Origin of the sequence: Extensimonas vulgaris (assembly GCF_003337425.1) — a bacterium.
Lineage (GTDB): Bacteria > Pseudomonadota > Gammaproteobacteria > Burkholderiales > Burkholderiaceae_C > Extensimonas > Extensimonas vulgaris.
The window spans coordinates 29,273-55,444 of the sequence record NZ_QPJU01000010.1 but is presented as its reverse complement, the minus strand read 5'-3'; the positions used below and the strand labels follow the sequence as shown (position 1 = coordinate 55,444).

Below are 26,172 nucleotides of genomic sequence, written 5' to 3'. Positions count from 1 at the left end.
TCGGGGCACGCACCGCGCAGCATTACACCGAGGCCCATTCTTCCTGCTGGTAGCGCTCCAGGCCCGTTTGTGCGAAGCGCCAGAGGTGCAGCCAGCCGTTGTCCACGAGTTGCCGGACCACCGTGTGCTTGTGGATCACCGCCGCGATGGTGGTGCGCGGCGCGTCGATGATCACTGTCAGTCGCAAAGGCTCGTGTCTGTAGTCCTTGCCGTCGTGTATGGACTGGTGCGCAAGGCCGATTCGCAGATCGCCGCCGTTGCCCTCGAAAACCCCGAGATGACCACCCACTACGTTATGCAGCAGCTTGTTCCCGCTGCCCATCCGCAGGGGATCACAGGTGGAAGCATGGTATTGCCAGTTGATCCAATGCGTCACCAGCATGGGTGCCGTCATCAATTGCTCCAAGATGCTGCCGTCTGCGTCCTGGCTGGCATCGTATTCGTGCAAAAAGCAGCGCCCGCCCAATACCACGCCACGGCTGCGCCACCGCGGTGCGATCACAAACGCGGCGTTCCCTGCAAGCCCCCATTCGGGCCGTGTCTGCGCGCCGTCGTTGGCCCGGCGGCGCAGTTGCCGCAGTAAAGCTTCGTAGCCTTGCCGCGGATTCAACTCAAGCGCAGGCGCGCGTTCGCGGCGCACCTGATCGCATGCCTGGGCAAACGCCGTTTGCAGCCGTTGCCACCGTGCCGCCGCAATCGGCGGCAATAGGTCTAGATCGAACCATTCGACTTCATCCGTCGTGGTGTTGTGCAATGCCGCGACGAACACGGTAGCCGCAGGGATATTCAGCCCGTGCGATTGCAGCCCCTGCCGGACTTCAGCATCGTTGAGCATCTGCGCCAGAATGCGCGCGTTAACCTCTCCGCTCTGACCGCAGCAGGCGCCGCAGTCCAATGCTGCCGCATGGGCATTGTTGACAGACTGGCTGCCGTGCCCGACGAGGAGTACCAGCGCCGCCCAGTGCTGCGTCAAGCCCATCGCACGCAATACCCGGGCCGCGGTTGCGACTTTCGCATCGAGGTCCAACCCGAGCAACTGGGGGCGGCAAACCGGACGGTAACGTCCGGGCAGACCGTGGAGATCGTCTCTGGGGCGTTGTCGAGTGCTCGGCAGCAGCCAATTCCCAAGTTTGCCGAGATAGCCCAACCCCACCGCCTCCACGGACAAAAAAGCCGCGCCCGGCCATCGACTGGCCGCAAGCCACTGGTCTTCCAGCGCCAGTCGCGTTTGCCTGGAACGGGCGGCTGCGCTCTGTAGCGCTTCTTGTGCGGGGCCACCGGGCGCATCCGCGCTCACGATGCAGTCCGTCACCTCCATACTCGGTTCGAGCAGACCTGGCAGTTGTGGGCGACGGGCTTCGGTACCCAAAGGGGTATATGCCACGGGCAAGCCAAAAAAGCCCGCAAAGCCGAAAGTTTGAATCCCAGGCCAGACGGCTTCCAAGGTCCGGCGCAGGGGTTCGCTGCGAACATCGATGCAGAAAACCGCTTGAACTTCTACTTCTGAAGGTGGCACGCCACGCACACTCGCCCAGGCCAGACGCTGCGCCAGTTTTTGCTGATAGCCATGCTCCAGGGCCAGTTGCCAGACCTCATCGATCAGCAAGGCGCGCTCCGCCTCCTGCAATACGGCCGGAGCCTGGCGCCATGCCTGCTGCAAAGCCGTAAATGCGCCTTGGGTTGCGTCATCGTCTTTGCACTCCAGAAGCAATACGCCCCAGGCCAGACGGATCGCCAGCAACTCGCGCAAGTGCGCATCCTTGCGGCCAGCCAAACCTGCCTGCCACCCGAGGTAGGCGCACCACGAGGCCCAACCGTTGACGGTCAGCAACACCGCTTCCAAGTAGTCAGCCCACACGGCGGGCGGCAGCCCCAAACGCTCTATCACCCAACGTTCGGCATCTTGCGCCACAGCCGGCAACGCATTGATCGCTTGCACTAGGTGCGGCAAGCCCATGAGCAGACCGATGCCATGGTCGTGCCGCATGTTGTCGCGCCAAAAGGCATACAGACCCTGTTCGCGCTCGGGCTGCCAGTTGGCCAGATGCCGGTCAAAATAGGCTGCGCAAGTCTGGCTCACCTGGTGCGTGATGGCTTGCCTCCAGGACAGCCGCATGTGGCGATGAGGGTCGTTGTCGAGCACATCGATCAACAGCGGCAGCTGCGCCGGCAGGCCCTGCGACTGCAGGGCATAGACACATTGCTCGACCGTGAGGCCTTCGCTCTGCGCTGCGGGAAGTCGCTGCAGCGTCTCATTCAGATCGTGGGGTGAAATGCGGCCGCTGCGCCAAGCGTGCAGTTGGTAGTGCCGCGGGGGAAAAACGTGTATTCCACCGAGCACGGCCATACGCGCTGCGACCCGGCGCAACGGCATGCCTATGCGTCCCCAGTGCGGATTGACCGCTATGGCGCGATCCAGCGGCCATGCCGGGGCAATCCTCCGACAGGCGTCATCGCACGCCCGCTCGATTTCGGCATTCCGCGCCTCCCGCTCAGAGACGGTGCACGTTGCATGGGCCGCCTTTGGCTGCGCATGTATGGTCAAGGTATCGCTCATGAATTTCTCCCAGGTGCGAACAAATCAACCGGTTGTGCGCCGGCATCCTTCGCCGGCGTCCAGCGCGTAGGCCATACCAGCAAGGTCAAGCGGGTGTAGGTTTCGTCCAGATAAAAGCCCGCATAGCTCCAGCGGCGCCAAGCTGCGAGCCAGCGCGGCCGCCTTTGCAGCAGCGCCTGCATCACGTAGAGCGTCGCCATCCCCACCAGCGCGATCCTGCCCAGCAAAGGGTCTGGAAAATCGTGCAGGCCTAAAGGCAGGGAATGCGCGAGCATGGCCGCTGCGGCCAGCCCCACGATGGCCACAAGTCCGAACCACAAGTGCGCGCTGCGCTCGAACCCGTTGGCGGGCAACCAAAGCAACGGCGCCCAAGCCAGCCCCAGCACCCAACTCCACCACCACGGCCAACTGGCAGAGCCCGTCAAATACCGTACCGACAAGACCATCGCTGTGGACAGCAGCGGAGCCAACACCAAACTTGCGCCACTCCATGCCAAGGTTGGGCGCATGTCTTGCCAACGTGTTTCGCGCACGACCGAGGATGCCGACAGGAAAGCGTGCGCCTTGTAGAGCGAATGGCCGATCAAATGCAGCGCCGCCAATGTGTACAGACCCAGCGCACATTCGACCAGCATGAAGCCCATCTGCGCAACGGTGGACCAGGCCAGACGCACCTTGATGCTGATGCGCGTGAGCATCACCATGCCTGCGAGCAGGGCCGTTGCCAGACCGACCGCCAGCAGCACTGCACGCGCTGCGCTGGCTTGCTGCAACAACGGCGCGAAGCGGATCAGCACAAAGCCACCCAGATTGACCACACCGGCATGCAGTAATGCAGAGACGGGTGTGGGGGCCTCCATCACCTGAATCAACCAGCCATGCACCGGCAACGAGGCGGTACGCAACATCACTGCCAGCGCCAGTAACACGGCGCTGGTTTGCAAGGACAAGGAGTGCCCATGCAGCTGCACATGCGTCCACAGTGCCGAGAGAGAACCGCTGCCGACCTGCGCCCAGGCGAGCGCGGCCGCGCCTAGGAGCAGGACGTCAGCGATCCGATCGGCAAAACGCTTTTTGTGCGCAGCGAGCAGGGCGAAAGGTCGGTCCCTGTAAAAACACAAAAGCTGCTCCAGGGCGGCACCAACCATCGCCCACACCCCGATGAGCAACAACCAGTGATCGGCCACGAGGAGCAATTGCACACTGGCCAACACCGCACTCAACGCACCCATGTAATGGCGCTGATTGCCTTCCCCCTGCAAATAGCGTGAAGAAAAGGCGCCAATCACCGTCCCCAAAAGCTGCACCAACAACGCCAGCAACAGGCCCAGGGGGGTCGCATGCAGCACACCCACCCAGTGCATCGGCGGGCCCGCCTCGATCAGGGCCACGCCGGCGGCGGCCAGCCCCATCAACGACAAAACTTGAAACACCCGCCACAAGCGCGGCGCAGACCACGCACCCACACGCGTCAAGGCAGCCATGACGGCCATCGAAGCCATGGGCACGAGAGCAAAAGCATGATGAGAAATTTCAGGAACCGGCACTTGTACGTCCTCAAAAATCGATGAGGAGCGATGTTCCCAGCGTTCAAAAATTATGTAAATTACATTGATTCATACCTTTTGATACTCAAAAAAGAACAATGGAACTCGGGCAACTCAACTTTCATCACCTTTATTACTTTTGGCGCGTCGCCAAGCTCGAACACCTGACCCGAGCTGCCGAGGAACTGCACACTTCGCAATCCGCGGTTTCAACCCAGATTCGCTTGCTCGAGGAACGGCTGGGAGAACCTCTTTTCGCGCGGGTGGGGCGTCGCTTGACCCTGACGGACGCCGGTCGGCTGGTGCTGGCGTATGCCGACGGCATCTTCGGTCTTGGGCAGGAAATGCTCGGACGTCTGCAAGGTCGTTCGGCGGGAGTCGCGCGCCTGAGGGTGGGCAGCGTGGCGACGATGTCGCGCAATTACCAGGAAAACTGGTTACGACCCGTGTTGGCAAACCCGAGCGTGATGCTCACACTGGAGTCCGGCTTGCTCGAAAACCTGCTGCAGCGGTTGCTGCATCATCAACTCGACGTGGTTTTGGCCAATGAAACCGTGCCCTCGGAGCCCGACCGTCTGCTGCACTGCCGCTTCCTGGGCAGCCAGGCGATTTCGCTGGTGGGGCCCGCCGATCGGTGGGCGCCGCAGAGTCTGCGCATTCCCCAAGACCTCGATGGCCTGGACATCGCTCTGCCGGGCCCGCGCCATGCGTTGCGCGGGCAATTCGATGCGCTATGCACCGCGGCAGCAGTAAGCCCCAAACTACGCGCAGAAGTGGACGACATGGCGATGCTGCGGCTGATCGCCCGCGACAGCGGCTGGTTGACCGTACTGCCGGAAGTGGTCGTACAAGACGAGTTGCGTGCCAGGCAACTGGTCGTCGTGGGTCATTCGGACGCGCTGCAAGAGCGCTTTTACGCCATCACCACGCCGCAAAAGCACCGCATCGACGTGCTTGAAGACCTATTGGCGCGCGCCACGACCACGCCCTGATGGGCGCGCGCTGCATTGTGTGCCGCGCGGCAGCGCGGTAATGGCTGGCGCGCCTCACCCCCCGATATGAGGGCCAACAACTGCCCGGATGTGGATTCCGGGCAGATTGAACACTGCCCGCCGCGGTTTTGGGATCAGCAGGTTTCGGCAAACAGCTCGCGCCCGATCAGCATGCGGCGGATTTCGCTCGTGCCCGCGCCGATCTCGTAGAGCTTGGCATCGCGCCACAGGCGGCCGAGCGGGTAGTCGTTGATGTAGCCGTTACCGCCGAAGATCTGCACGCCCTCGCCGGCCATCCAGGTGGCTTTTTCGGCGCACCAGAGGATCACGCTCGCGCAGTCCTTGCGCACCTGGCGCACGTGGTCTGTGCCCAGCAGGTCGAGGTTCTTGGCCACGGTGTAGGCGAACGAGCGCGCGGCCTGCAGCACGGTGTACATGTCGGCCACCTTGCCCTGGATGAGCTGGAATTCGCCGATGCTCTGGCCGAACTGCTTGCGCTCGTGGATGTAGGGGATCACGTTGTCCATCACCGCCTGCATGATGCCGAGCGGGCCGCCCGTGAGCACGGCGCGCTCGTAGTCCAGGCCGCTCATGAGCACCTTGGCGCCGTTGTTCACGCCGCCGAGCACGTTGGCCGCGGGCACTTCGACGTTTTCGAACACGAGCTCGCCCGTGTGGCTGCCGCGCATGCCGAGCTTGTCGAGCTTTTGCGCCACGGAAAAGCCCTTCATGCCCTTTTCGATCAGGAATGCCGTGACGCCGCGCGGCCCGAGTTCGGGCGCGGTCTTGGCATAGACCACGAGCGTGTCGGCGTCGGGGCCGTTGGTGATCCACATCTTGCTGCCGTTGAGCAGGTAGTAGCCGCCCTTGTCTTCGGCGCGCAGCTTCATGCCCATGACGTCCGAGCCCGCGCCGGGCTCGCTCATGGCGAGCGCACCCACGTGCTCGCCCGAGACCAGCTTGGGCAGGTATTTCTGCTTTTGCTCCGCGGTGCCGTTGCGGTGGATCTGGTTCACGCACAGGTTGCTGTGCGCGCCATAGCTCAGGCCTACCGAGGCGCTCGCGCGCGAGATTTCCTCCATGGCCACCATGTGCGCGAGGTAGCCCATCTGCGTGCCGCCGTATTCCTCGGCCACGGTGATGCCGAGCACACCCAGCGCGCCGAGCTTGGGCCACAAGTCCATGGGGAACTGGTCGCTGCGGTCGATCTGCGCGGCGCGCGGCGCGATCTCGGCCTGCGCAAAGCTGCGCACGGCGTGGCGCAGCGCGTCGATGTCTGCGCCGAGCTGGAAGTCGAGGCCGGGGAGGTGGGTGGTGCTCATGGCAAAAGTCCTTGCAAAAATCAAAGGCAAAAAGGGAAACGAGGGATGAGGATCAGTCGCGCACGCCTTCGCGCCCGATCAGCGCCATCAGCGTGCAGCTCATGGTGGCAAAGAGCTTTTCGTGCCCGTTCGCGCTGGCATACGCGCGGCCTTCGCAGACGGTGATGGTGCGGCCGGGCTTGAGCACGCGCCCCTGCATGCGAAAGCGCTCGCCGCGCGCGGGCGCGAGCAGGTTGATCTTGAATTCGACGGTGAGCACGGCGGCTTCTTCGGGCATCAGCGTGTAGCCCGCGTAGCCGCAAGCCGAGTCGAGCGCCGCCGACACCATGCCCGCATGGATGAAGCCGTGCTGCTGCGTGAGCCCCTCGGCCCAGTCGAACTCCATGTCCACCGCGCCCGGCGCGATGTGCGTGAGGCGCGCGCCCAGCGTGCGCATCGCGCCCTGGCGCGCGAAGTTGCTGCGCACGCGCTCGACGAAGTGGGGAATTTGCGGTTGGAACTCGGGGGTGCTCATGGGGGGTCTCCTTGGGGTCAGGGTTTGCTCTTGTTTTGATACCGATTTTTATGTAGTCGAATGTGCTTCCAGCGCTCAATAATCAAGCGCTGGCAGCTCCTGTTTCGATGGCAAATTTTGCGAACTTTCGAGTGGGTTCAGGCGCCGAGCTTGAGCAGCTCGTCGCCCTCGGCCACCTGGTCGCCGGGGGCGTAGAGCAGCTCCTGCACCACGCCGTCCATGGGTGCGGCGATGGTGTGCTCCATCTTCATGGCTTCCATCACCGCGAGCGGCTGGCCCTTGCGCACGCGCTCGCCGGGCTGCACTGCAAACGACACCACCTTGCCCGGCATGGGCGCGCTCAGGCGCCCGCCTTCGCTCGCGTCCTCGCCGGCGTGCGCGAGCAAATCGAGCGCGGTGATCTGCGTTGCGCCGCGTGCGCTGAAGATGTGCGCGACTTCGCCGCGCAGATACACGTTCACGCGCACGCGCTCGCCCGCGAACTGCAGCTCCAGCGTGCCGGACGCATTCTCGAAGGGCGCAAATGCCAGCGTACCGGCCGCGACTTCGGGCAGCTCGGCGGCGGGGTTGCCGCCCCCGCCTGCAGCATCCGCGTCCGCGTCGCTGCCCACCTGCGCACCCTGCACGCGCAGGTGCAAGGCGCCATCGTGCAGATAGCGCAGCTGCGCGCGTGCGGGTCTGCCGCCGAACTCGAACGCAAAGCGCCGCTCGTAAAGCCCGTGCGTGCACCAGCCGTCGCGGCGGCTGAAGGGGTCGGCGTCTTCATGCGCACGCTCGCTGTGCAAGGTGTTTGCCACGGCCGCGGCCACGGCCAGCGGCAGGCCCAGCGGCTCTTGCCCGAACAGCGCGGCGCGCTCGCGCTCGATCAGCGCGGTGTCGAGCTGCGCCTTGGCAAACGCCGTGCTGCGCACCACACGGCGCAAAAACTGCACGTTCGTCGTCAGACCCACGATGTGCGTCTGCGCAAGCGCCGCATCGAGCCGTGCCAGCGCCTGCGCGCGCGTTTCGCCGTGCACGATGAGCTTGGCGACCATGGAGTCGTAAAACGGGCTGATCGCGTCGCCCTCGCGCACGCCCGCGTCCACGCGCACGCCGGCCGCGGGGCCGCGCGCGGGCGCCGGCTCGAACTGCGTGCACGCAGGCAGGCGCAGCACCTGCAGCGCGCCCGTGGCGGGCAGGAAGTCGTTGTCGGGGTTTTCGGCGCAGATGCGCGCCTCGATCGCGTGGCCCTGGATGCGCAGGTCTTCCTGGCGGCAGGGCAGCGGCTCGCCCGCGGCCACGCGCAGCTGCCACTCGACCAAATCTTGCCCCGTGATGGCCTCGGTCACCGGGTGCTCGACCTGCAGGCGCGTGTTCATTTCCATGAAGTAGAACTGCATCTGCTCGGGGTGCGCGTAGCCGCCGGGCTGCTCGACGATGAACTCCACCGTGCCCGCGCCCACGTACTGCACGGCGCGCGCCGCGGCCACGGCAGCCAGGCCCATGCGCGCGCGCAGCTCGGGCGTCATGCCGGGTGCGGGCGCTTCTTCGAGCACCTTCTGGTGGCGGCGCTGCACCGAGCAGTCGCGCTCGAACAGATAGACATAGTTGCCCAGCGTGTCGCCAAACACCTGGATTTCGATGTGGCGCGGGCGCTGCACGTATTTTTCGATCAGCACCGCGTCGTCGCCGAAGCTGCTGCGCGCCTCGCGCTGGCACGAGGCGAGCGCCGCGGCAAAGTCCTCGGCCTTTTGCACCACGCGCATGCCCTTGCCGCCTCCGCCCGCGCTCGCCTTGATGAGCACGGGGTAGCCGATGCGCTCGGCCTCGGCGCGCAGCAGCGCCGGGTCCTGGTCGGCGCCGTGGTAGCCGGGCACGAGCGGCACGCCGGCCTTTTCCATGAGCTGCTTGGAGCCGGCCTTGAGCCCCATGGCCTTGATCGCCGCAGGCGAGGGGCCGATGAACACCAGCCCCGCATCGGCGCAGGCCTGCGCGAAGGCCTCGTTCTCGCTCAAAAAGCCGTAGCCCGGGTGGATGGCCTGCGCGCCCGTGGCCTTGGCCGCCTCGATGATGCGCTCCCAGCGCAGGTAGCTGTCTTTGGGTGCGCTGGCGCCGATGTGCACGGCTTCATCGCACACAGCCACGTGCCGCGCGCGCGCGTCGGCGTCCGAATACACGGCGACGGTCTTCACGCCCATGCGGCGCGCCGTGGCGGCGACGCGGCAAGCGATCTCTCCGCGGTTGGCGATCAGGATTTTTTCAAACATGGTGTCACTTCCAAAATAGTTCTCAAAGCTTCAGTGCCGCCACACGCGCAGGCCGCGCAAGGTTTCGAGCACATCGAAGTCGCCGTCGCGGTGCAGCAGCAAATGGCCGTGGGTGATGCAGTAGCTTGCGAGCAGCACGTCGATGGGGCTGCGGATGGTGTGGCCCAGGGCGCGCAAGGCGCGGTAGTGCGTCGCAGCCTCGAGCGCGTTGTCCAGGCCGCCGAGACTCACCTGCGGCAAGGCCGTCAGCAGCGACTGGGCTTCGCGCATGAGCTTGCCCGGGCGAAATCCACGCATCACCTCGTAGATCACCAGGTCGGCACTGCCCAGCGTAAAAGCCCTGTCCGAAAGCAGGCGCACGAGCTGGCGCGTGGCCGGATTCTGGGCGCCCATGAAAAAGTCGATCCAGACGCTCGAATCGACCAGGATCACGTGGCACCGCCTTGCTTCTGCTCGTCTTTTTTCACATCCGACTGGCTGTCGGCAGAGGTCGAGCTCCAAGGCCCTGGCGGCTCCTGCACGCTGTGGCCTGGTGCGCCTTCGAGCGTTCCGAGTGCCCCAGCGGCCTCGAGTTCTTTGCGGTATTGCGCCCAGCCCTCATCGGAGTCGTCCCAATGCAACTGCCCGCGCAAAGCCAGCAAACCCTCATACACCTTGCGCCGCGCGATCAGGCGCAGCCCTTCTTCCACGGCCTCACGCTTGGTCTTGAAGCCGCCCGCCTCCATGGCACGCGCCATGAGTTCGTCGTCGATGTCGATGTTGGTGCGCATGGTTATCGCTCCTGTGTGTATAAATTATTCAAATCATACACATCACATGCGAAACACGCCAAACTTCGTTTCACCAATCGGCGCATTGCGCGTCGCGGCGAGCCCCAGGGCGAGCACGCGGCGCGTGTCGGCCGGGTCGATGATGCCGTCGTCCCACAGGCGCGCGGTGGCGTAGTAGGGGTGGCCCTGCACTTCGTACTGCTGGCGGATCGGGGCTTTGAAGGCTTCTTCTTCATCTTTGCTCCAGCTGCCGCCCTTGGCCTCGATGCCGTCGCGCTTGACGGTGGCTAGCACGCTCGCGGCCTGCTCGCCGCCCATCACGCTGATGCGCGCGTTCGGCCACATCCACAAAAAGCGTGGGCTGTACGCGCGGCCGCACATGCCATAGTTGCCCGCGCCGAAAGAGCCGCCGATGATGATCGTGAACTTGGGCACGGCCGCCGTGGCCACCGCCGTGACGAGCTTGGCGCCGTGGCGCGCGATGCCTTCGTTTTCGTACTTGCGCCCGACCATGAAGCCCGTGATGTTCTGCAAAAAGATGAGCGGAATCTTGCGCTGGCAGCACAGCTCGATGAAGTGCGCGCCCTTCACCGCGGACTCGGAAAACAAAATGCCGTTGTTCGCGACGATGCCCACGGCCATGCCCTCGATGTGCGCAAAGCCGCACACCAGCGTGGTGCCGAAACGCGCCTTGAACTCGTCGAACACGCTGCCGTCGACGATGCGCGCGATGATCTCGCGCACGTCGAAGGGTTTGCGCGTGTCGGTGGGGATCACGCCGTAGAGTTCTTGTGCATCGAATTTAGGAGCTTGCGGCGCAATGTCGGCGGGCCATGGGGCCTTTTTTTGGTTCAAATTGCGCACCGCGTTGCGCGCCAGTTGCAGCGCGTGCAGGTCGTTTTGCGCGAGGTGGTCGGCCACGCCCGACAGGCGCGTGTGCACGTCGCCGCCCCCTAAGTCTTCGGCGCTCACCACCTCGCCCGTGGCCGCCTTCACGAGAGGCGGGCCGCCCAGGAAGATGGTGCCCTGGTTCTTCACGATGATGGATTCGTCGCTCATCGCGGGCATGTAGGCGCCGCCCGCGGTGCACGAGCCCATGACCACGGCGATCTGCGCGATGCCCTGCGCGCTCATGTTCGCCTGGTTGTAGAAGATGCGGCCGAAGTGGTCGCGGTCGGGGAAGACCTCGTCCTGGTTGGGCAGGTTGGCGCCGCCCGAATCGACCAGGTAGATACAGGGCAGGCGGTTTTGCTGCGCGATTTCTTGCGCGCGCAGGTGCTTTTTCACGGTGAGCGGGTAGTAGGTCCCGCCTTTGACGGTGGCGTCGTTGCACACGATCATGCAGTCGATGCCGCTCACGCGCCCGATGCCCGCGATCAGGCCGGCGCCGGGCGCTTCGTTGTTGTAGACATTGAGCGCCGCGAGCGGCGAGAGCTCCAGAAACGGCGTGCCCGCATCGAGCAGCATCTGCACGCGCTCGCGCGGCAGCAGCTTGCCGCGCGCCACGTGCTTGGCACGCGCGGCCTCGCCGCCGCCCTCGGCGACTTTGGCGACTTGCGCCTGCAAGTCCTGCACCAGCTGGCGCATGGCCGCGGCGTTGGCCTGAAATTCGGCCGAGCGCGGGTTGAGTTGGGTGGAGAGGATGCTCATGGCTGCTTTCTTTATCAGGCGGTGCGGGCCTCTTGCAGCCCGAGCTGCTGCGCCATGGCCTCGCGGATCTTGAACTTCTGGATCTTGCCCGTCACCGTCATCGGAAACTCGGGCACGAAGCGAATGTAACGGGGAATTTTGTAATGCGCGATCTGCCCCTTGCAGAACGCGCGCACCTCGTCCTCGCTGAGCGTCTGACCGGGCTTGAGCACGATCCAGGCACACAGCTCTTCGCCGTATTTGGGGTCGGGCACGCCCACCACCTGCACGTCCTGCACCTGCGGCATGCGGTAGAGGAATTCCTCGATCTCGCGCGGGTAAACGTTCTCGCCGCCGCGGATCACCAGGTCCTTGATGCGCCCGACGATGTTCACGTAGCCCTCGGCGTCCATGGTGGCAAGGTCGCCCGTGTGCATCCAGCCCTCGGCGTCTATGGCTTCGCGGGTTTTCTCGGGGTCGTCCCAGTAGCCGTGCATGACCGAATAGCCGCGCGTGCACAGCTCGCCCGACTGGCCCGGCGGCACGATGGCGCCGGTGTCGGGGTCGATGATCTTCACCTCCAGGTGCGGCTGCGCCTGGCCCACGGTGGCCACGCGCTTTTCCAGCGGCGTATCGACGCTGCTCTGGCAGCTCACGGGGCTGGTCTCGGTCATGCCGTAGGCGATGGTGACTTGCTCCATGTGCATGTCGCGCACCACGCGCTGCATCACCGCCGTGGGGCAGGGCGAGCCCGCCATGATGCCGGTGCGCAGCGTGGAGAGGTCGAACTCGGCAAAGCGTGGGTGGTCGAGCTCGGCGATGAACATGGTCGGCACGCCGTGCAGCACGGTGCATTTTTCGTCCTGCACGGTCTGCAGCACCGTGAGCGGCTCGAAGGCGTCGTTCGGATAGACCACCGTCGCGCCGTGCGTGAATGCGGCGAGGTTGCCCATCACCATGCCGAAGCAGTGGTACAGCGGCACGGGCACGCACAACCGGTCGGCGGGCGTGAGGCGCATGCACTCGCCCACGAAAAAGCCGTTGTTCAAGATGTTGCGGTGCGTCAGCGCCGCGCCCTTCGGAAAGCCCGTGGTGCCGCTCGTGAACTGGATGTTGATCGGCTCCGTCGCGCGCAGCTGCGCGCCAATGGTCGAAACACGCGCATCGCCAGCATCACCGCGCGCAAGCAGCTCTGAAAAACGTAGCATGCCAGGCTCGTGCACGGCTTGTTGGTGCGGCGCGTCTATCCACACCACGGTGTGCAGGTGCGGCAGCTGCTGCGCCTCGAGGCGGCCGGGCTCGCCGTGCGCCCACTCGGGCGCGAGCTCGCGCAGCATGCCCAGGTAGTCGCTGGTCTTGAAGCGCGCCATGGTCACGAGCGCCTTGCAGCCCACCTTGTTGAGCGCGTATTCGAGCTCAGCGGTGCGGTAGGCCGGGTTGATGTTCACGAGGATCATGCCCACCATGGCGGTGGCGAGCTGGGTGAGCGTCCACTCGACGTTGTTGTGCGACCAGATCCCCACGCGGTCACCCGGCTGCAGGCCCAGCCCGAGCAGGGCGCTCGCCAGGCGCCGCGCCTCGGTCTGCAGCTCGCGGTAGGTGTAGCGGCGGCGCTGGTGCACGCTGACCAGCGCTTCGTGATCGGGCTGGCGCGCGGTCACGGCGTCGAACAGCGCGCCTATGGTTTGCTCGATCAAAGGCACGTCGGTCGCGCCGCGCGCGATGCTGGCTGTGAGGGGCGTAGGGGTGGCAGAACTTGCAGGCATGGAATGTCTCCGAAAAAACGCGCGGGCCGCAAACACCAAAAGACCAAAACGAACGACCAACCGGCCCGAACAGGCAAGGCGAGCATAGAACGCCCGCGCGCACCCCATGTGCCACAATGGTTGCAAATCGTGCCATGCCAGCCACGCCATGCGCCCGCCCCACTCCGGCCAGCCCCACGCCCCCGCTGCGACCTCGGTTTCCACCGCCGCCGAGCCCTCCCCGCGCGCCCGCGGTCTAGCAGCCTGTCGGACTTAAGCAGCCCAGCTGGGATAATCTGGGCATTGCCACCCAACCCTGCCGACAGATGAGCCGCTTTCAAAGTATTGACCGCCAGACTGGGTACCTGCTGCCACCCTCGCTGGACGAATGGCTCCCGCAAGACCACCTGGCCAGATTCATCGTCGAAGTGGTCGACCGCCTGGATGTAAGCGCGCTGGAAAAAGCCTATGGCGGGCGAGGCAGTGCAGCCTATCACCCCTGCATGCTGCTGTCCCTGCTGGTCTATGGGTATGCCACCGGCGTGTTTTCGAGCCGCAAGATCGAGCGAGCCACCTATGACTCGGTGGCGTTTCGTTTCATTGCGGCTGGCGCCCACCCAGACCACGACACCCTGGCGAACTTTCGCCGGCGCTTTCTTGGCGAGTTGGCGGGCCTCTTCGTGCAAGTGCTGGAGCTGGCGCAAGAGATGAAACTGCTCAAGCTGGGCACGATCAGCCTGGACGGCACCAAGATCAAAGCCAACGCCTCGCGCCACAGCGCCCTATCCCTGGGGCGCATCGAACAGCTGGAAATCCAGCTCAGGGCAGAAGTCGACTCGCTGCTGCAAATGGCCGAGCAAGCCGATCAATCTGCACTCCCCGATGGCATGAGCCTGCCAGAGGAAATCGCCCGGCGCCAGGATCGGCTCCAGGCCATGGAAGCGGCAAAAGCCAAGATCCAAGAGCGCGCCAAGAAGCGCTTGGACAAAGAACAGGCCGAATACCAAGCCAAGCTGGCGCAGCGTGAACAAAAGGCCAAGGAAACCGGCAAGAAACCCCGGGGCAAACTGCCCAAGGCGCCCAGTGCTGAGCCCCGGGCCCAAGACCAGATCAACCTCACCGATGAGCAATCGCGCATCATGCCGGTGGCCGGCGGCGGATTCGAGCAAGCCTACAACGCCCAGGCTGGCGTCGATACCGCCAGCATGCTCATCGTCGCACCCAGCGTCACGCAGGCCTGCAACGACAAAGAGCAAGTGCAGCCCATGCTCGAGCGCATCGCAGCGCTGGCGCCAGCGCTCGGTCAGGCCAAGCAACTGCTGGCCGATACGGGCTACTACAGCGCCAAGAACGTGCAAGCCTGCCAAGCGAAAAACATCGACCCCTTCATTGCCGTCAAACGGGACGAACACCATCCAACGCCGCTGGCGCGTTTTAGCGAGCCTGCAGCCCTGCCCGAGGACGCAACGCCCGCGCAGGTGATGGCGCACAAGCTCAAGACAAAAGCCGGTCGGGCGCTGTACGCGCTGCGCAAGCAAACCGTTGAGCCGGTGTTTGGCATCATCAAGTCAGTGCTGGGCTTTCGCCAGTTCTCACTGCGCGGTTTGGAGCAAGTCGCGGGCGAGTGGACGCTGGTTTGCCTGGCGTGGAATTTGAAGCGCCTGGCCGTATTGCGTCTTGCGTAGGGAAAAACAAGGGGAAAAGTGCGTTTTTCGCTCAAAAACAGCCATTTCAGCCGATTTCAGCTCGGATTCACCCCGTTCGTCGGCTCAAGTCCGACAGGCTGCTAGGAGCCTGTCGGACTTTGGGCGTCGAAAGCGAGAAGGTGCCCCAGCGAGACCAGTTTTTGCCGGATTCGCCGCCCCATAGCGGGACTATGGGGCAAGAAGACGGTAAAAAATGGGCCGCTGCGGCGCATTCGCAGCCGACGATTCCAAAGTCCGACAGGCTGCTAGCCCAAGCCCCCGTCGCTGCCACGCCCATCGCCTTCGTGCGCGCGATCGCGCTGGCCTACGCGCAGCGCGGCCTGAGCCCCGCCAAAGCGCTCGCGCAGGCACAGATCGCGCCTGAACTGCTGGAGTGCGACGGCGCGCGCATCACCGCCTGGCAGATGGAGCGCATCTCCGAAGCCGCGATGCGCGAGCTCGACGACGAGGCGCTTGGCTGGTTCAGCCGGCGCCTGCCTTGGGGCAGCTACGGCATGCTCGCGCGCGCGAGCAACAGCGCCGCGAGCCTGGACGTGGCGCTGCGCCGCTGGTGCCGCCACCACGGCCTGTTGACCGACGACATCACGCTGGCGCTGCACACGGACGGCGCCGTGGCCACGCTCGGCATCACCGAAAACGGCCGCGAAAGTGGCCGCGGCATCCCCGCCGCGCTGCGCGAGTTCTGCCTGGTCTCGGTGCTGCGCAACATCCACGGCCTTGCCTGCTGGTACATCGATTCGCGCATTCCGCTGCTGGGTGCGCAGTTTGCCTATGCCGCACCGCCGCACGCCGACGCCTACGCCGTGCTCTTTCCGGGCCCCGTGGCGTTCGACGCCGAGCGCACCGCGCTGCACTTCGACGCGCGCTACCTCGCCTTGCCGCTGCGCCGCGACGAGGCCGCGCTGTGCCAGATGCTGCAGCACGCGCTGCCGCTCACCGTGCGGCAATACCGGCGCGACCGCCTGCTGGTGCAGCGCGTGCGCCAGTTGCTTGGCGCGCTCGCCCCTTTGCCGGGCGCTAGCAGCGCCGCACCCGCGGGCCAGCCGGCAGCACCCATGCCCGCGCCGCTGCCCATGCACAGCGCCGAATCACTCGCCGAGCTGCTGCACATCTCGCCACGCACGCTGCACCGCCAGCTCAAGGAAGAAGGCGCGACGCTGCAAGCCCTCAAAGACGAAGTACGCCGCGCCCGCGCGCTGGAACTGCTGCACCGCAGCCGCCGCCCGATCAAGCAAATCGCCGCCGCGGCGGGCTTTGCGAACGAAAAAAGCTTCATCCGCGCCTTCCGCGCCTGGACGGGCCAATCGCCCGCGGAGTTTCGGCGGCGGGGGGAGCAGGCCAATGGGTGAGCGCGGGGGTCATCGTGTGCTTTTGCCGACGAGCAAGGCCAATGATTGGGGAGATTATTGGGTGCAGGGAGAGTGCCGGAACCCTACACGCGCGCTGGCTTGCAACCGCTGGCTGAAAAGCCGCTCATGCTGCCGGCCGCCCTGCCCCGCGCAGCGCGCGCAGGCGCCGGTAGAGCGTGCGCTCGCTGATGCCCAGGCGCGCGGCGAGTTCGGCGCGTGGGCCCGTGTGTTCGGCGATCAGTTGCGCCCAGTCCTGCGCGCTGCGGGGCGCTGGCCGGGTTGCTGGCGGCAGCGCTGGCGGCAGCGCTGGGGCAGGCGCTGCGGGCACAAGCGCTGAGGGCACGGGTGCGGACGTCGGTGCACTGCTGTGCGCAGGCGGCACCAGCCCGCAGGCCAGCGCCTGCTGCACGTGCGCGGCCTCGAGTGCGGCGCCGTCGCACAGCAGGGCGGCGCGCTCGAGCAGGTTGCGCAACTCGCGCACGTTGCCGGGAAAGGGCTGTGCTTGCAGCAGCGCCAGCGCATCCTCGCTGAGCCGCAGCTTGCGCGGGGCGGCCACGCGCTCGAGCAGCGCCTGCGCGAGCAAAGGGATGTCCTCGCGCCGCTCGCGCAGCGGCGGCAGGCGGATGGGGAAGCTGCTCAGGCGATAAAACAGGTCTTCGCGAAAGCGCCCTTCGGCCACCATGCGCGGCAGGTCGCGGTGCGTGGCCGAAACGACGCGGATGTCGGCCTGGCGCAGCTCGGTGCTGCCCACGCGGCGGTAGGTGCCCGATTCGAGCAGGCGCAGCAGCTTGACTTGCATGGCGAGCGGGATGTCGCCCACCTCGTCGAGGAACAGCGTGCCGCCAGTGGCCGCATCGACCAGACCGGGGCGCGCATGCGTGGCGCCGGTGAAGGCGCCACGTTCGTGGCCAAAGAGTTCGGACTCGAACAGCGTCTCGGGCAGGCTGGAGCAATCGACCGGCACCCAGGCGCGCTGCGCACGCGGGCTGGCCTGGTGCAGCGCGCGCGCGACGAGTTCCTTGCCCGTGCCCGTCTCGCCCAGCAGCAGCACCGCCGCCGGTGCGCCCGCCACGCGCGCGAGCAGCGCGAGCATTTGCTGAAACGCGGGCGCGCGGCCTACCAGCCCCTGCTCGGCAGGCTGCGCCTGCGCCATCGGCAACGTGGCCATTTTTTCGACGAAGAGCTGCGGCTGCGCGGCGCTGCCCGAGACGGGGGCGAGCTCGATCTGCACGTATTCCTCCCCGCCTGGCGTATGGTGCAGGTGCAGCACACGCGCGCGCCCTCCGCTCGTGCGCGCCTGCGCGAGCGGGCAGGATTCGCCGGCCAGGTCGCAGGGCTCGGAAAAGTGGTGCGAAACCTCGTAGCACGGGCGCCCCAGCACGCCCGCTGCCGCGCCGAATTTGCGCCGGTATGCGGCATTGGCCGCGCGGATGCGGTAGTGCGCATCGAGCACGATATGCGGCTCGGGCAGTTCTTCGAGAAAGGCCACGAGTTCGGGCGCGGGTGTAGGCGTGGGTTCCATGGCGGGCTTTCTGGATCTGGACTTACGCAAACAAGGGTGCAGCGAGGTGCTTTGCCATGGGGCGAACGCCTTGCCTCACCCCGATGTGCGTAAGCCGTGTGCACAATGGGCGCAAACAGGCGGGCGGTACCGCGGCGGCTGTCAAGACGCAGCCGCAGGAGCCCATGGTCTGCCAATTTTCTGCCAGTTCTCTGTCAAATGGCGGTCAATGTCTGCCAATGTGCCGCCAAAGTTCTGTGATTGGCAGGGCATGGGTGGCATGGCTTGATGTAAGTCATTGAATTCTCGAGAGATAGGCCCTGCCTTGCCGCTGGCATGGCAATTGCCATACAAATTACATGACCCGTGCACTACCATCTTCCCGCGCTGCCGACCGCCGGCTGCTGCGCCAGTTGACCGTGGCGGTGCTGCTCAAGCTGCTGGTGCTCATCGCGCTGTGGTGGTTTTTCGTGCGCGAGCAGCGCGTGGCGGTAGATGCCGCTGCCGTGGCCGCGCAGCAAGTGCCGCCTGGTGTGGCCACCGATGCGGCCACCGATGCCGCCCCCAGCGCAGCGGGCACGATGCTTTCAAAGCCTTCCAAGGAGTGACTCTATGGTTTCCGAACAACTCGTGGATTTATCGCGGCTGCAGTTTGCTGCCACCGCGATGTATCACTTTCTTTTCGTGCCGCTCACGCTGGGCATGGTGTGGCTGCTGGTCATCATGGAGAGCGTCTATGTGATGACCGGCAAGGTGGTGTGGAAGGACATGACGCGCTACTGGGGCAAGCTGTTTGGCATCAACTTTGCGCTGGGCGTGACCACGGGCATCACGCTGGAGTTCCAGTTCGGCACCAACTGGGCGTATTACTCGCACTACGTGGGCGACATCTTCGGCGCGCCGCTGGCGATCGAGGGGCTGATGGCATTCTTCCTCGAATCGACCTTCATCGGCCTGTTCTTCTTCGGTTGGGATCGCCTCTCGCGCACGCAGCACTTGCTCGTGACGGTGCTCATGGCCGTGGGCACCAACCTTTCGGCGCTCTGGATTTTGATAGCCAACGGCTGGATGCAGAACCCCGTGGGCGCCGAGTTCAGCTTCCAGACCATGCGCATGGAGATGACGAGCTTCTGGGACGTGGTGTTCAACCCCGACGCACAGGCCAAGTTCGTGCACACGGTGTCGGCGGGCTACGTCACGGGCGCGATGTTCGTGCTGTCGATCTCGGCCTGGTACTTGCTGCGCGGGCGCGACGTGGAGTTTGCCAAGCGCAGCTTTCGCGTGGCGGCGGCGTTTGGCCTGGCCTCGGTGCTCAGCGTGATCGTGCTCGGCGACGAGTCGGGCTACACCGTGGGCGAAGCGCAGCAGACCAAAATGGCTGCGCTCGAAGCGATGTGGCACACCGAGCCCGCACCCGCGGGCCTGAAGGTGATCGCTGGCATCAACGAGGCCGAGGCGAAGAACGACTGGGAAATCGAAATCCCCTGGCTCATGGGCCTGATCGGCACGCGCTCGGTGAGCAAGCAGATTCCCGGCATCGCCGAGATCAAGGAGCGCAACCGCGCGCGCATCACGCAAGGCATCGTCGCCGTGAACGCGCTCGAAGCGCTGCGCAAAAATGCGCACGACACCGTGGCGCTCAAGGTGTTCGAGGCGCACAAGGCTGACCTGGGCTTTGGCCTGCTGCTGCGCAAATACGTCAGCGACGTGAACCAGGCCACGCCCGAGATCATCGAACGCGCGGTGAACGACACCATTCCGCGCGTCACGCCCATGTTCTGGACCTTCCGCATCATGGTCGGGCTGGGCTTTTTGATGCTCGCGCTGTTTGCCGCGGCCTTCTGGAGCACGCTCAAAGGTGAGTGCATGCGCAAGCGCTGGCTGCTCAAATGGGCCCTGTTCATGCTGCCCGCGCCCTGGATCGCGTGTGAACTCGGCTGGTTCGTGGCCGAGTACGGGCGCCAGCCGTGGACGATTTACGGCGTGCTGCCCACGCACTTGAGCGTGTCCACGCTCAGCGTGCAAAGCCTGTGGGGCTCGCTCGCCGGCTTCGTGGGTTTTTACACCGTGCTGCTTGTGGTCGAGATGTTCCTGATGGTCAAGTACGCGCGCCTGGGGCCGGGCAGCCTGGGCACGGGCCGCTACGCCAACGAGCCCGTCCATGCCTGAGCCGCAGATGACCCTGACGAACCGAGGAGAAAAAACATGATCGACTATCCAACCCTCAAAATCATCTGGTGGCTGCTCGTGGGCGTGCTGCTGCTGGGTTTTGCCATCATGGACGGCCACGACATGGGCGTGGGCACGCTGCTGCCCTTCGTCGGCAAGAACGACCTGGAGCGGCGCGTGGTCATCAACACCATAGGCCCGCACTGGGACGGCAACCAGGTCTGGTTCATCACCGCGGGCGGCGCGATCTTTGCCGCCTGGCCGCTCGTGTACGCCACGGCGTTCAGCGGCTTTTACTGGGCCATGCTCGCCGTGCTGTGGGCGCTGTTTTTCCGCCCCGTGGGCTTCGACTACCGCAGCAAGATCGACCACCCGACCTGGCGCAAAACCTGGGACTGGGGCCTGTTCGTCGGCGGCGCCGTGCCGCCGCTGATCTTCGGCGTGGCCTTTGGCAACTTGCTGCAAGGCGTGCCGTTCCAGTTCGACGCGCAAATGGTGCCGAGCTACAGCGGCAGCTTCTGGCAGCTGCTCAACCCGTTCGCGCTGCTCGCGGGCGTGGTCTCGAGCGCCATGATCACCATGCACGGCGGCACCTACCTCGCGCACCGCACCGAAGGCGACATCCAGGCGCGCGCCATCCGCGGCGCCACGGGCGCGGCCATCGTCATGGTGCTGGCCTTCATTGCGGCAGGGTTCTGGCTGCAGTCGATCGCGGGCTACAAAATCACCTCGCCCATAGACCCCGGCGCCATGCCCGACCCGCTGACCAAAACCGTGGTGCGCGAGGCCGGCGCGTGGATGGCCAACTACGCGCGCCAGCCGCTTTTGTGGCTGCTGCCCGCGCTGGGCGTGGGCGGCGCACTGCTCACCGCCATGCTGCTGCGCGCGCGCCGCACGCTGTGCGCCTTCGTCACCTCAGCGCTCGCGCTGCTGGGCGTGATCGGCACCGCAGGCGCGAGCATGTTCCCCTTCGTGATGCCCTCGAGCAGCATGCCCGCCGCGAGCCTCACGGTGTGGGACAGCGTCTCGAGCCACCTCACGCTGGGCATCATGTTCTGGGCCACCGTGATCTTCATGCCGCTGATCGTGCTCTACACCGGCTGGGCCTACAGCGTCATGCGCGGCAAGGTCACCGCTGCGTACATTCGCGAAAACGAACACGGCGCCTATTGAGCCCCGCCATCTCCACCCAAGGAAGGAAAGAAACATGTGGTACTTTGCCTGGATGCTGGGCGTCGGCTTTGCCGTGCTGCTGGCCATTTTGAACGCCATGTGGGGCGAAAACGAAGAGGCACGCAACGCCTCGCATGCTCCTGATTCAGAAGCTTGAAGCGCTTGCCCCAGCTGCGTTAGATGCCTAAATGACTGAAAATTCTCTGAAAGCCGACGGCGCACCGACGGATGCACATACGGGTGCGAAGGGGGATGCGCAAAAGCGCCCTCTCCAGCCCGAGCCTGCCGGCACGCGCCTGCACTGGCCCTGCCTGCTCGTGGGGCTGGCCATCATGCTCGTGGGCAGCGCTTACCCGTTGCTGTTCACCGACGCCGCGGGCCGCGCCGACCATGGCCTGGCCATGCTGCTGCTGTGGGCCATGAGTGCGGGCCTGGTGCGCGGCGTGGGCTTCGTGCCGCGCGCCTGGCCGTGGCGCGTGCTGTTTTCGGGGCCGGCCTGTACGCTGGCCTTGGGGCTGGCCGCGGCGCTTCGTTTTATGCTCTAGGAGCCTGTCGGACTTTGGAATCGTCGGCTGCGAATGCGCCGCAGCGGCCCATTTTTTACCGTCTTCTTGCCCCATAGTCCCGCTATGGGGCGGCGAATCCGGCAAAAACTGGTCTCGCTGGGGCACATTCTCGCTTTCGACGCCCAAAGCCCGACAGGCTCCTAGCTCCAATTTTTCTACCGCCTCGATACCATGACCCAGCCTCCTTCGATCTGCATTCTTGGCGCGGGCTTTGGCGCGCTCTCCACGGTGCGCGCGCTGCGCCGGCTCGCGCCACAGGCCCGCATTACGCTGGTGGCGCCACGCGCCGAGCTGCATTACCTGCCGGGCAGCATCTGGATTCCGAGCGGGCTGCGCCGGCGCGAGCAGCTGGTGGTGCCGCTGCAGGGCTTTTTTGCGCGCATGGGCGTGCAGCACATGGCCGCCGAGGTGACTGGGCTGCAGGACGGCGGGCGCGTGGTACACACGAGCGCGGGCGACGTGGCCAACGATGCGCTCGTGATCGCGACGGGCGGGCGCTTCATCAAAAAGCTGCCCGGCATAGAGCACGCGATCGTCCCTTGCGAGGGCATGGCCGCGGCCGAGCAGGTGCGCGAGCGCCTGCGTGCGATGCGCGGCGGCACCATCGCCATCGGCTTTGCCGGCAACCCGAACGAGCCCAGCGCGATGCGCGGCGGGCCGATGTTCGAGTACCTGTTCGGCCTCGACACGCTGCTGCGGCGCGAGGGCCGGCGCGGGCAGTTCGAGCTCGTGTTCTTCAACCCCTCGACCGAGCCGGGCGCCCGCCTGGGTGGCAAGGCCGTACCGCGCCTGCTCGCGCTGATGGCTGCGCGCGGCATACGCACGCACCTGGGCCACAAGCTGCGCGGCTTCGAGCCGCAGCAGGTGCTGACCGAGGGTGGCGCGATCGCCGCCGATTTGATCCTGTTCATGCCCGGCATGACAGGCAACGCCTGGTTCGACCAGACCACGCTGCCGCGCTCGCCCGGCGGGCTGATCCAGGCCGACGCGCAGTGCCGCGTGCCCGGCTGGGAGCACTGCTACGTGGTGGGCGACTCGGGCAGCTTTCCCGGCCCCGACTGGATGCCCAAGCAGGCGCACATGGCCGACCTGCAGGCGGCAGCCGCCGCGCAAAACCTGCTCGCGGGCCTGCGCGGCGCGCCGCAGACCGCCACCTTCAAGGTCGAGCTCGCGTGCATCATCGACGCGCTGAACCACGGCACGCTGGTCTGGCGCACGCCCGAGCGCAACATCGTGCTACCGCCGCTGCGCCTCATGCACTGGGCCAAGCGCGCGTTCGAGTGGATGTATTTGCGGCAGTATCGCTGAGGGCAGGCTACAAGCAGTCGGGGCGCTCGCTTGACGCTCGCTTGGCGTCTGTGCGAGGGTTCGTTCACCGCACCGGCCAGTGGTGCCGGGCGGCGGCAATCAGTGCCAACTTGCGCAAGGCCACGGCGCTCTATTTCCGGAGTTCCCCCCGGATCTCGAAGGCCATCCCCTGACCACCACCTTCAGCGTGGCTGAGAATGCCCAAGTTGCCACGCCTTTCAGGCCTTGCCGCAGTGCGCGCCCTCGAAGGGCTTGGCTTCGAAAGACTCCCTGAACCGATCAATCCGCGCCCGAGGAGTAGCCTATGAGTAGCGTTCGCAATGAGACGCCCTTCCACGCCCTGACCGCCGAGCAGGTGCTCGAGCGGCTGCAGACGACCGCGGCGGGTCTCGACGCCGCCGAAGCGGCACGGCGGCGCCAGCAGTACGGCCCCAATCGGCTGCCGGAGCCGCCGCAGCGCCATCCGCTGTTGCGCTTCCTGGCGCATTTCCACAATGTGCTGATCTATGTGCTGCTGGGCGCGGCGGTGGTCACGGCGCTGCTCGCGCACTGGGTGGATACCGGGGTGATCCTGGCCGTGGTGGTGATCAACGCCGTCATCGGCTTCATCCAGGAAGGCCGCGCCGAGCAAGCCATGGCGGCGATCCGCGACATGCTGGCGCCGCGCGCGGCGGTGCTGCGCGATGGCCACCGCCAGAGCCTCGACGCCGCTGAGCTGGTGCCGGGCGACATCGTGCTGGTGGAGGCCGGCGACCGCGTGCCCGCCGACCTGCGCCTGCTCGAAGCACGCGGCCTCAAGGTGGAGGAGGCCATCCTCACCGGCGAGTCCGTGCCGGTGGACAAGAGCGTCGCGCCCTGTCCGGAAGATGCCGCGCTCGGCGACCGCAGCGCGATGCTGTTCAGCGGCACCCTGGTCGTGGCCGGCACCGGTCGCGCGGTGGTGGTGGCCACCGGCGCCAATACCGAGATCGGTCGCATCAGCGGCATGCTGTCCCGCGTCGAGACGCTGACCACGCCGCTGGTGCAGCAGATGGATAGCTTCGCCCGCTGGCTGAGCGCGTTCATCCTGCTGGTGGCGGCCAGTCTGCTGCTGTACGGCTATTTCATCCGGCACCTGCCGTTCGGCGAGCTGTTCATGGTGGCGGTCGGCCTGTCGGTGGCGGCCATCCCCGAGGGTCTGCCGGCGGTGCTCACCATCACGCTCGCCGTGGGGGTGCAGGCGATGGCGCGGCGCAACGCCATCGTGCGCCGGCTGCCGGCCATCGAGACGCTCGGCTCGGTGTCGGTGATCTGTTCGGACAAGACCGGCACCCTGACCCGCAACGAGATGGTCGCCACCGCGCTGGCCGCTGCCGGCGAGGTCTATGCGGTGGAGGGCGACGGCTATGCGCCTGAAGGCACGGTGTGGCTGGGACAAGCCCCGGTGCGGGCAATTGAAGATCCCGTACTGATCGAGGCCGCCCGCGCCACGGCGCTGTGCAATGACGCGGCGCTGTATCAGGCCGGTGACGGCTGGCGCGCCGAGGGCGACCCAATGGAGGCCGCGCTGCTGGCCCTGGCCGGCAAACTGACCGGCGAGGGCCCTCAGCCGTGCGCCGAATGGACCCGCACCGACGCCATTCCCTTCGACAGCGCGCACCGCTACATGGCGGTGCTGGTGCACGACCATGAAGGCCATGCCCGCATCTACGTCAAGGGCGCTCCGGAGGCGGTGCTGGCGCTGTGCGCCGACCAGCTCGGTGCCGGCGCTGAGCCGGTGCCGCTCGATCCCGGCCATTGGCACGCGCAGGTCGAGCAGCTGGCCGGCGCCGGCCAGCGGGTGCTGGCGCTGGCGATGCGCGCCGTGCCGCAGGAACACACCGTGCTCAACACCGCCGACCTCGACGGCCGGCTGACGCTGATCGGCCTGGTCGGGCTGATCGACCCGCCGCGGCCGGAGGCCATCGAGGCGGTGGCCGAGTGCCACGCCGCCGGCATCCGCGTCAAGATGATCACCGGCGACCACGCCGCCACGGCGCGCGCCATCGCCGCCCAGATCGGCTTGCGCAACAGCGAGCGGGTGCTCACCGGCAACGACCTCGAAACCCTGGACGACGCCGCGCTCGCCGACGCCGCCGTCGAGACCGACGTGTTTGCCCGCACCTCGCCGGAACACAAGCTGCGCCTGGTCACCGCGCTGCAGGCGCGCGGACTGACGGTGGCCATGACCGGCGACGGCGTCAACGACGCCCCGGCGCTCAAGCGCGCCGACGCCGGCATTGCCATGGGGCAGAGGGGCAGCGAGGCGGCCAAGGAAGCCGCCGATCTGGTGCTGGCCGACGACAACTTCGCTTCCATCGCCGCCGCCGTGCGCGAAGGCCGCACCGTCTACGACAACATCAAAAAGGTGATCAGCTGGACGCTGCCCACCAACGGCGGCGAGGCGGGCACGCTGCTGCTGGCGCTGCTCGCCGGCTTGGCGCTGCCGATCACACCGCTGCAGATTCTGTGGGTCAACCTGATCACGGCGGTCACCCTGGGCTTGGCGCTGGCCTTCGAACCCACCGAACCCGGCACCATGCGCCGTCCGCCGCGACCGCGCCACGAGCCCCTGCTGACCGGGCAGCTGGTCTGGCAGATCGTGCTGACCACGGCGCTGGTCGTGGCCGCGGTGTTTGGCATCTACAGCTACGCCACCGACCGCGGCCATTCCGAGGCTCTGGCCCAGACCATGGCCCTCAACACCCTGGTGGTGCTGGAAATCTTTTACCTGTTCTTCATCCGCCGCATGCACAGCACTTCGCTGACCTGGGCGGCGGTGCGCGCCACGCCGGTGATGTGGGGCTGCCTGCTCGCGGTGACCGCGGCGCAGTTCGCCATCACCTACCTGGCGCCGTTGCAGGGTGTGTTCGGCACCACCGCGATCCCCTTCTGGGACGGCGTGCTGATCGTCGCGGTCGGGGCGGTGTTCTTCGCCCTCGTCGAAGTGGAAAAGCAGATGCGGCTGGCGCTTAGTGGCCGCAATGACCGCAGAGCTTCCTGAGGATCCAACCGCTCGTTCGAGGGGACGATGACCTCATTCTCACAAACGCTTTTCAT

General features: G+C 66.1%; 20 protein-coding genes. 10 read left to right on the top strand and 10 right to left on the bottom strand.

The genetic code is table 11. The annotated features are described in order from the left end of the window. Positions 1-22: 22 nt before the first annotated feature. Complete coding sequence (locus tag DFR45_RS12500; protein WP_114484080.1) at positions 23-2,557, bottom strand: YbcC family protein; 2,535 nt, start codon at positions 2,555-2,557, stop codon at positions 23-25. Further along, positions 2,554-4,104 carry an NADH-quinone oxidoreductase subunit L gene (locus DFR45_RS12495; RefSeq protein ID WP_277752690.1) on the bottom strand — a complete coding sequence of 517 codons (1,551 nt, stop codon included), beginning with the start codon at positions 4,102-4,104 and terminating at the stop codon, positions 2,554-2,556. The genes DFR45_RS12500 and DFR45_RS12495 overlap by 4 nt, the downstream gene beginning before the upstream one ends. Positions 4,105-4,202: 98 nt before the next feature. Between DFR45_RS12495 and DFR45_RS12490 the strand changes: the two genes are divergently transcribed. Continuing rightward, complete coding sequence (locus DFR45_RS12490; protein ID WP_114484078.1) at positions 4,203-5,096, top strand: LysR family transcriptional regulator; 894 nt, start codon at positions 4,203-4,205, stop codon at positions 5,094-5,096. 134 nt (positions 5,097-5,230) lie between these two features. Here the strand turns inward: DFR45_RS12490 and DFR45_RS12485 are convergent, their stop codons facing one another. From DFR45_RS12485 to DFR45_RS12455, 7 genes are all read right to left on the bottom strand, one after another. Beyond that, positions 5,231-6,418, bottom strand: a complete 1,188-nt coding sequence (locus DFR45_RS12485) for an isovaleryl-CoA dehydrogenase (protein WP_114484077.1) — start codon at positions 6,416-6,418, stop codon at positions 5,231-5,233. A 52-nt stretch (positions 6,419-6,470) separates the two neighbouring features. Next, positions 6,471-6,932 carry a PaaI family thioesterase gene (locus tag DFR45_RS12480; protein ID WP_114484076.1) on the bottom strand — a complete coding sequence of 154 codons (462 nt, stop codon included), beginning with the start codon at positions 6,930-6,932 and terminating at the stop codon, positions 6,471-6,473. A 137-nt stretch (positions 6,933-7,069) separates the two neighbouring features. Beyond that, complete coding sequence (locus DFR45_RS12475; protein WP_114484075.1) at positions 7,070-9,178, bottom strand: acetyl-CoA carboxylase biotin carboxylase subunit; 2,109 nt, start codon at positions 9,176-9,178, stop codon at positions 7,070-7,072. Positions 9,179-9,208: 30 nt separating this feature from the next. Continuing rightward, entirely contained in the window at positions 9,209-9,610 is a 402-nt protein-coding gene (gene vapC / locus DFR45_RS12470; RefSeq protein WP_114484074.1) for a type II toxin-antitoxin system VapC family toxin, read from the bottom strand. After that, on the bottom strand, positions 9,607-9,948 hold the full coding sequence (locus tag DFR45_RS12465) for a type II toxin-antitoxin system VapB family antitoxin (protein ID WP_114484073.1): 342 nt from the start codon (positions 9,946-9,948) through the stop codon (positions 9,607-9,609). The genes vapC and DFR45_RS12465 overlap by 4 nt, the downstream gene beginning before the upstream one ends. Positions 9,949-9,990: 42 nt before the next feature. Next, a complete protein-coding gene (locus tag DFR45_RS12460) occupies positions 9,991-11,598 on the bottom strand; it encodes a carboxyl transferase domain-containing protein (protein ID WP_114484072.1) in 1,608 nt (535 codons plus the stop codon). A 14-nt stretch (positions 11,599-11,612) separates the two neighbouring features. Beyond that, positions 11,613-13,343: an AMP-binding protein gene (locus DFR45_RS12455; RefSeq protein WP_114484071.1), complete on the bottom strand. Its 1,731-nt coding sequence runs from the start codon at positions 13,341-13,343 to the stop codon at positions 11,613-11,615. Positions 13,344-13,648: 305 nt separating this feature from the next. On the opposite strand from DFR45_RS12455, the gene DFR45_RS12450 reads away from it, so the two are divergent. Together DFR45_RS12450 and DFR45_RS12445 are read left to right on the top strand one after the other, a co-directional pair. Continuing rightward, on the top strand, positions 13,649-15,007 hold the full coding sequence (locus DFR45_RS12450) for an IS1182 family transposase (protein WP_114484070.1): 1,359 nt from the start codon (positions 13,649-13,651) through the stop codon (positions 15,005-15,007). A 191-nt stretch (positions 15,008-15,198) separates the two neighbouring features. Beyond that, a complete protein-coding gene (locus DFR45_RS12445; RefSeq protein WP_114484069.1) occupies positions 15,199-16,377 on the top strand; it encodes an AraC family transcriptional regulator in 1,179 nt (392 codons plus the stop codon). A 124-nt stretch (positions 16,378-16,501) separates the two neighbouring features. On the opposite strand, the gene DFR45_RS12440 is transcribed toward DFR45_RS12445, so the two are convergent. After that, positions 16,502-17,899 carry a sigma-54 interaction domain-containing protein gene (locus DFR45_RS12440; RefSeq protein WP_114484068.1) on the bottom strand — a complete coding sequence of 466 codons (1,398 nt, stop codon included), beginning with the start codon at positions 17,897-17,899 and terminating at the stop codon, positions 16,502-16,504. 338 nt (positions 17,900-18,237) lie between these two features. Here DFR45_RS12440 and cydP point away from each other — a divergent pair, with 338 nt between their 5' ends. The 7 genes from cydP to DFR45_RS12405 all read left to right on the top strand — a co-directional run bounded on the left by cydP (position 18,238) and on the right by DFR45_RS12405 (position 26,116). Beyond that, a complete protein-coding gene (cydP, locus tag DFR45_RS12435; RefSeq protein WP_114484067.1) occupies positions 18,238-18,486 on the top strand; it encodes a cytochrome oxidase putative small subunit CydP in 249 nt (82 codons plus the stop codon). A 4-nt stretch (positions 18,487-18,490) separates the two neighbouring features. After that, complete coding sequence (locus tag DFR45_RS12430) at positions 18,491-20,047, top strand: cytochrome ubiquinol oxidase subunit I (RefSeq protein WP_114484066.1); 1,557 nt, start codon at positions 18,491-18,493, stop codon at positions 20,045-20,047. A gap of 36 nt (positions 20,048-20,083) precedes the next feature. Continuing rightward, the gene (gene cydB, locus DFR45_RS12425; RefSeq protein ID WP_114484065.1) at positions 20,084-21,220 is read left to right on the top strand and encodes a cytochrome d ubiquinol oxidase subunit II; all 1,137 of its coding nucleotides are present in this window, start codon (positions 20,084-20,086) and stop codon (positions 21,218-21,220) included. 34 nt (positions 21,221-21,254) lie between these two features. Beyond that, entirely contained in the window at positions 21,255-21,377 is a 123-nt protein-coding gene (cydX, locus tag DFR45_RS12420) for a cytochrome bd-I oxidase subunit CydX (RefSeq protein WP_114484064.1), read from the top strand. Positions 21,378-21,408: 31 nt separating this feature from the next. After that, positions 21,409-21,765 carry a cyd operon YbgE family protein gene (locus DFR45_RS12415; protein WP_114484063.1) on the top strand — a complete coding sequence of 119 codons (357 nt, stop codon included), beginning with the start codon at positions 21,409-21,411 and terminating at the stop codon, positions 21,763-21,765. A 192-nt stretch (positions 21,766-21,957) separates the two neighbouring features. Continuing rightward, on the top strand, positions 21,958-23,094 hold the full coding sequence (locus DFR45_RS12410; protein ID WP_114484062.1) for an NAD(P)/FAD-dependent oxidoreductase: 1,137 nt from the start codon (positions 21,958-21,960) through the stop codon (positions 23,092-23,094). A 304-nt stretch (positions 23,095-23,398) separates the two neighbouring features. Beyond that, positions 23,399-26,116, top strand: a complete 2,718-nt coding sequence (locus DFR45_RS12405) for a cation-transporting P-type ATPase (RefSeq protein WP_114484061.1) — start codon at positions 23,399-23,401, stop codon at positions 26,114-26,116. Positions 26,117-26,172: the final 56 nt, after the last annotated feature.

Coding starts and splice junctions, on each gene's coding strand:
- DFR45_RS12445 (WP_114484069.1), top strand. CDS start 15,199: ATGGGGCAAGAAGACGGTAAAAAATGGGCCGCTGCGGCGCATTCGCAG.
- DFR45_RS12440 (WP_114484068.1), bottom strand. CDS start 17,899: ATGGAACCCACGCCTACACCCGCGCCCGAACTCGTGGCCTTTCTCGAA.
- cydX (WP_114484064.1), top strand. CDS start 21,255: ATGTGGTACTTTGCCTGGATGCTGGGCGTCGGCTTTGCCGTGCTGCTG.
- DFR45_RS12405 (WP_114484061.1), top strand. CDS start 23,399: ATGAGTAGCGTTCGCAATGAGACGCCCTTCCACGCCCTGACCGCCGAG.
- DFR45_RS12465 (WP_114484073.1), bottom strand. CDS start 9,948: ATGCGCACCAACATCGACATCGACGACGAACTCATGGCGCGTGCCATG.
- DFR45_RS12410 (WP_114484062.1), top strand. CDS start 21,958: ATGACCCAGCCTCCTTCGATCTGCATTCTTGGCGCGGGCTTTGGCGCG.
- DFR45_RS12480 (WP_114484076.1), bottom strand. CDS start 6,932: ATGAGCACCCCCGAGTTCCAACCGCAAATTCCCCACTTCGTCGAGCGC.
- DFR45_RS12450 (WP_114484070.1), top strand. CDS start 13,649: ATGAGCCGCTTTCAAAGTATTGACCGCCAGACTGGGTACCTGCTGCCA.
- DFR45_RS12475 (WP_114484075.1), bottom strand. CDS start 9,178: ATGTTTGAAAAAATCCTGATCGCCAACCGCGGAGAGATCGCTTGCCGC.
- cydP (WP_114484067.1), top strand. CDS start 18,238: ATGACCCGTGCACTACCATCTTCCCGCGCTGCCGACCGCCGGCTGCTG.
- DFR45_RS12415 (WP_114484063.1), top strand. CDS start 21,409: ATGACTGAAAATTCTCTGAAAGCCGACGGCGCACCGACGGATGCACAT.
- DFR45_RS12485 (WP_114484077.1), bottom strand. CDS start 6,418: ATGAGCACCACCCACCTCCCCGGCCTCGACTTCCAGCTCGGCGCAGAC.
- DFR45_RS12460 (WP_114484072.1), bottom strand. CDS start 11,598: ATGAGCATCCTCTCCACCCAACTCAACCCGCGCTCGGCCGAATTTCAG.
- DFR45_RS12490 (WP_114484078.1), top strand. CDS start 4,203: ATGGAACTCGGGCAACTCAACTTTCATCACCTTTATTACTTTTGGCGC.
- DFR45_RS12500 (WP_114484080.1), bottom strand. CDS start 2,557: ATGAGCGATACCTTGACCATACATGCGCAGCCAAAGGCGGCCCATGCA.
- cydB (WP_114484065.1), top strand. CDS start 20,084: ATGATCGACTATCCAACCCTCAAAATCATCTGGTGGCTGCTCGTGGGC.
- DFR45_RS12430 (WP_114484066.1), top strand. CDS start 18,491: ATGGTTTCCGAACAACTCGTGGATTTATCGCGGCTGCAGTTTGCTGCC.
- DFR45_RS12455 (WP_114484071.1), bottom strand. CDS start 13,343: ATGCCTGCAAGTTCTGCCACCCCTACGCCCCTCACAGCCAGCATCGCG.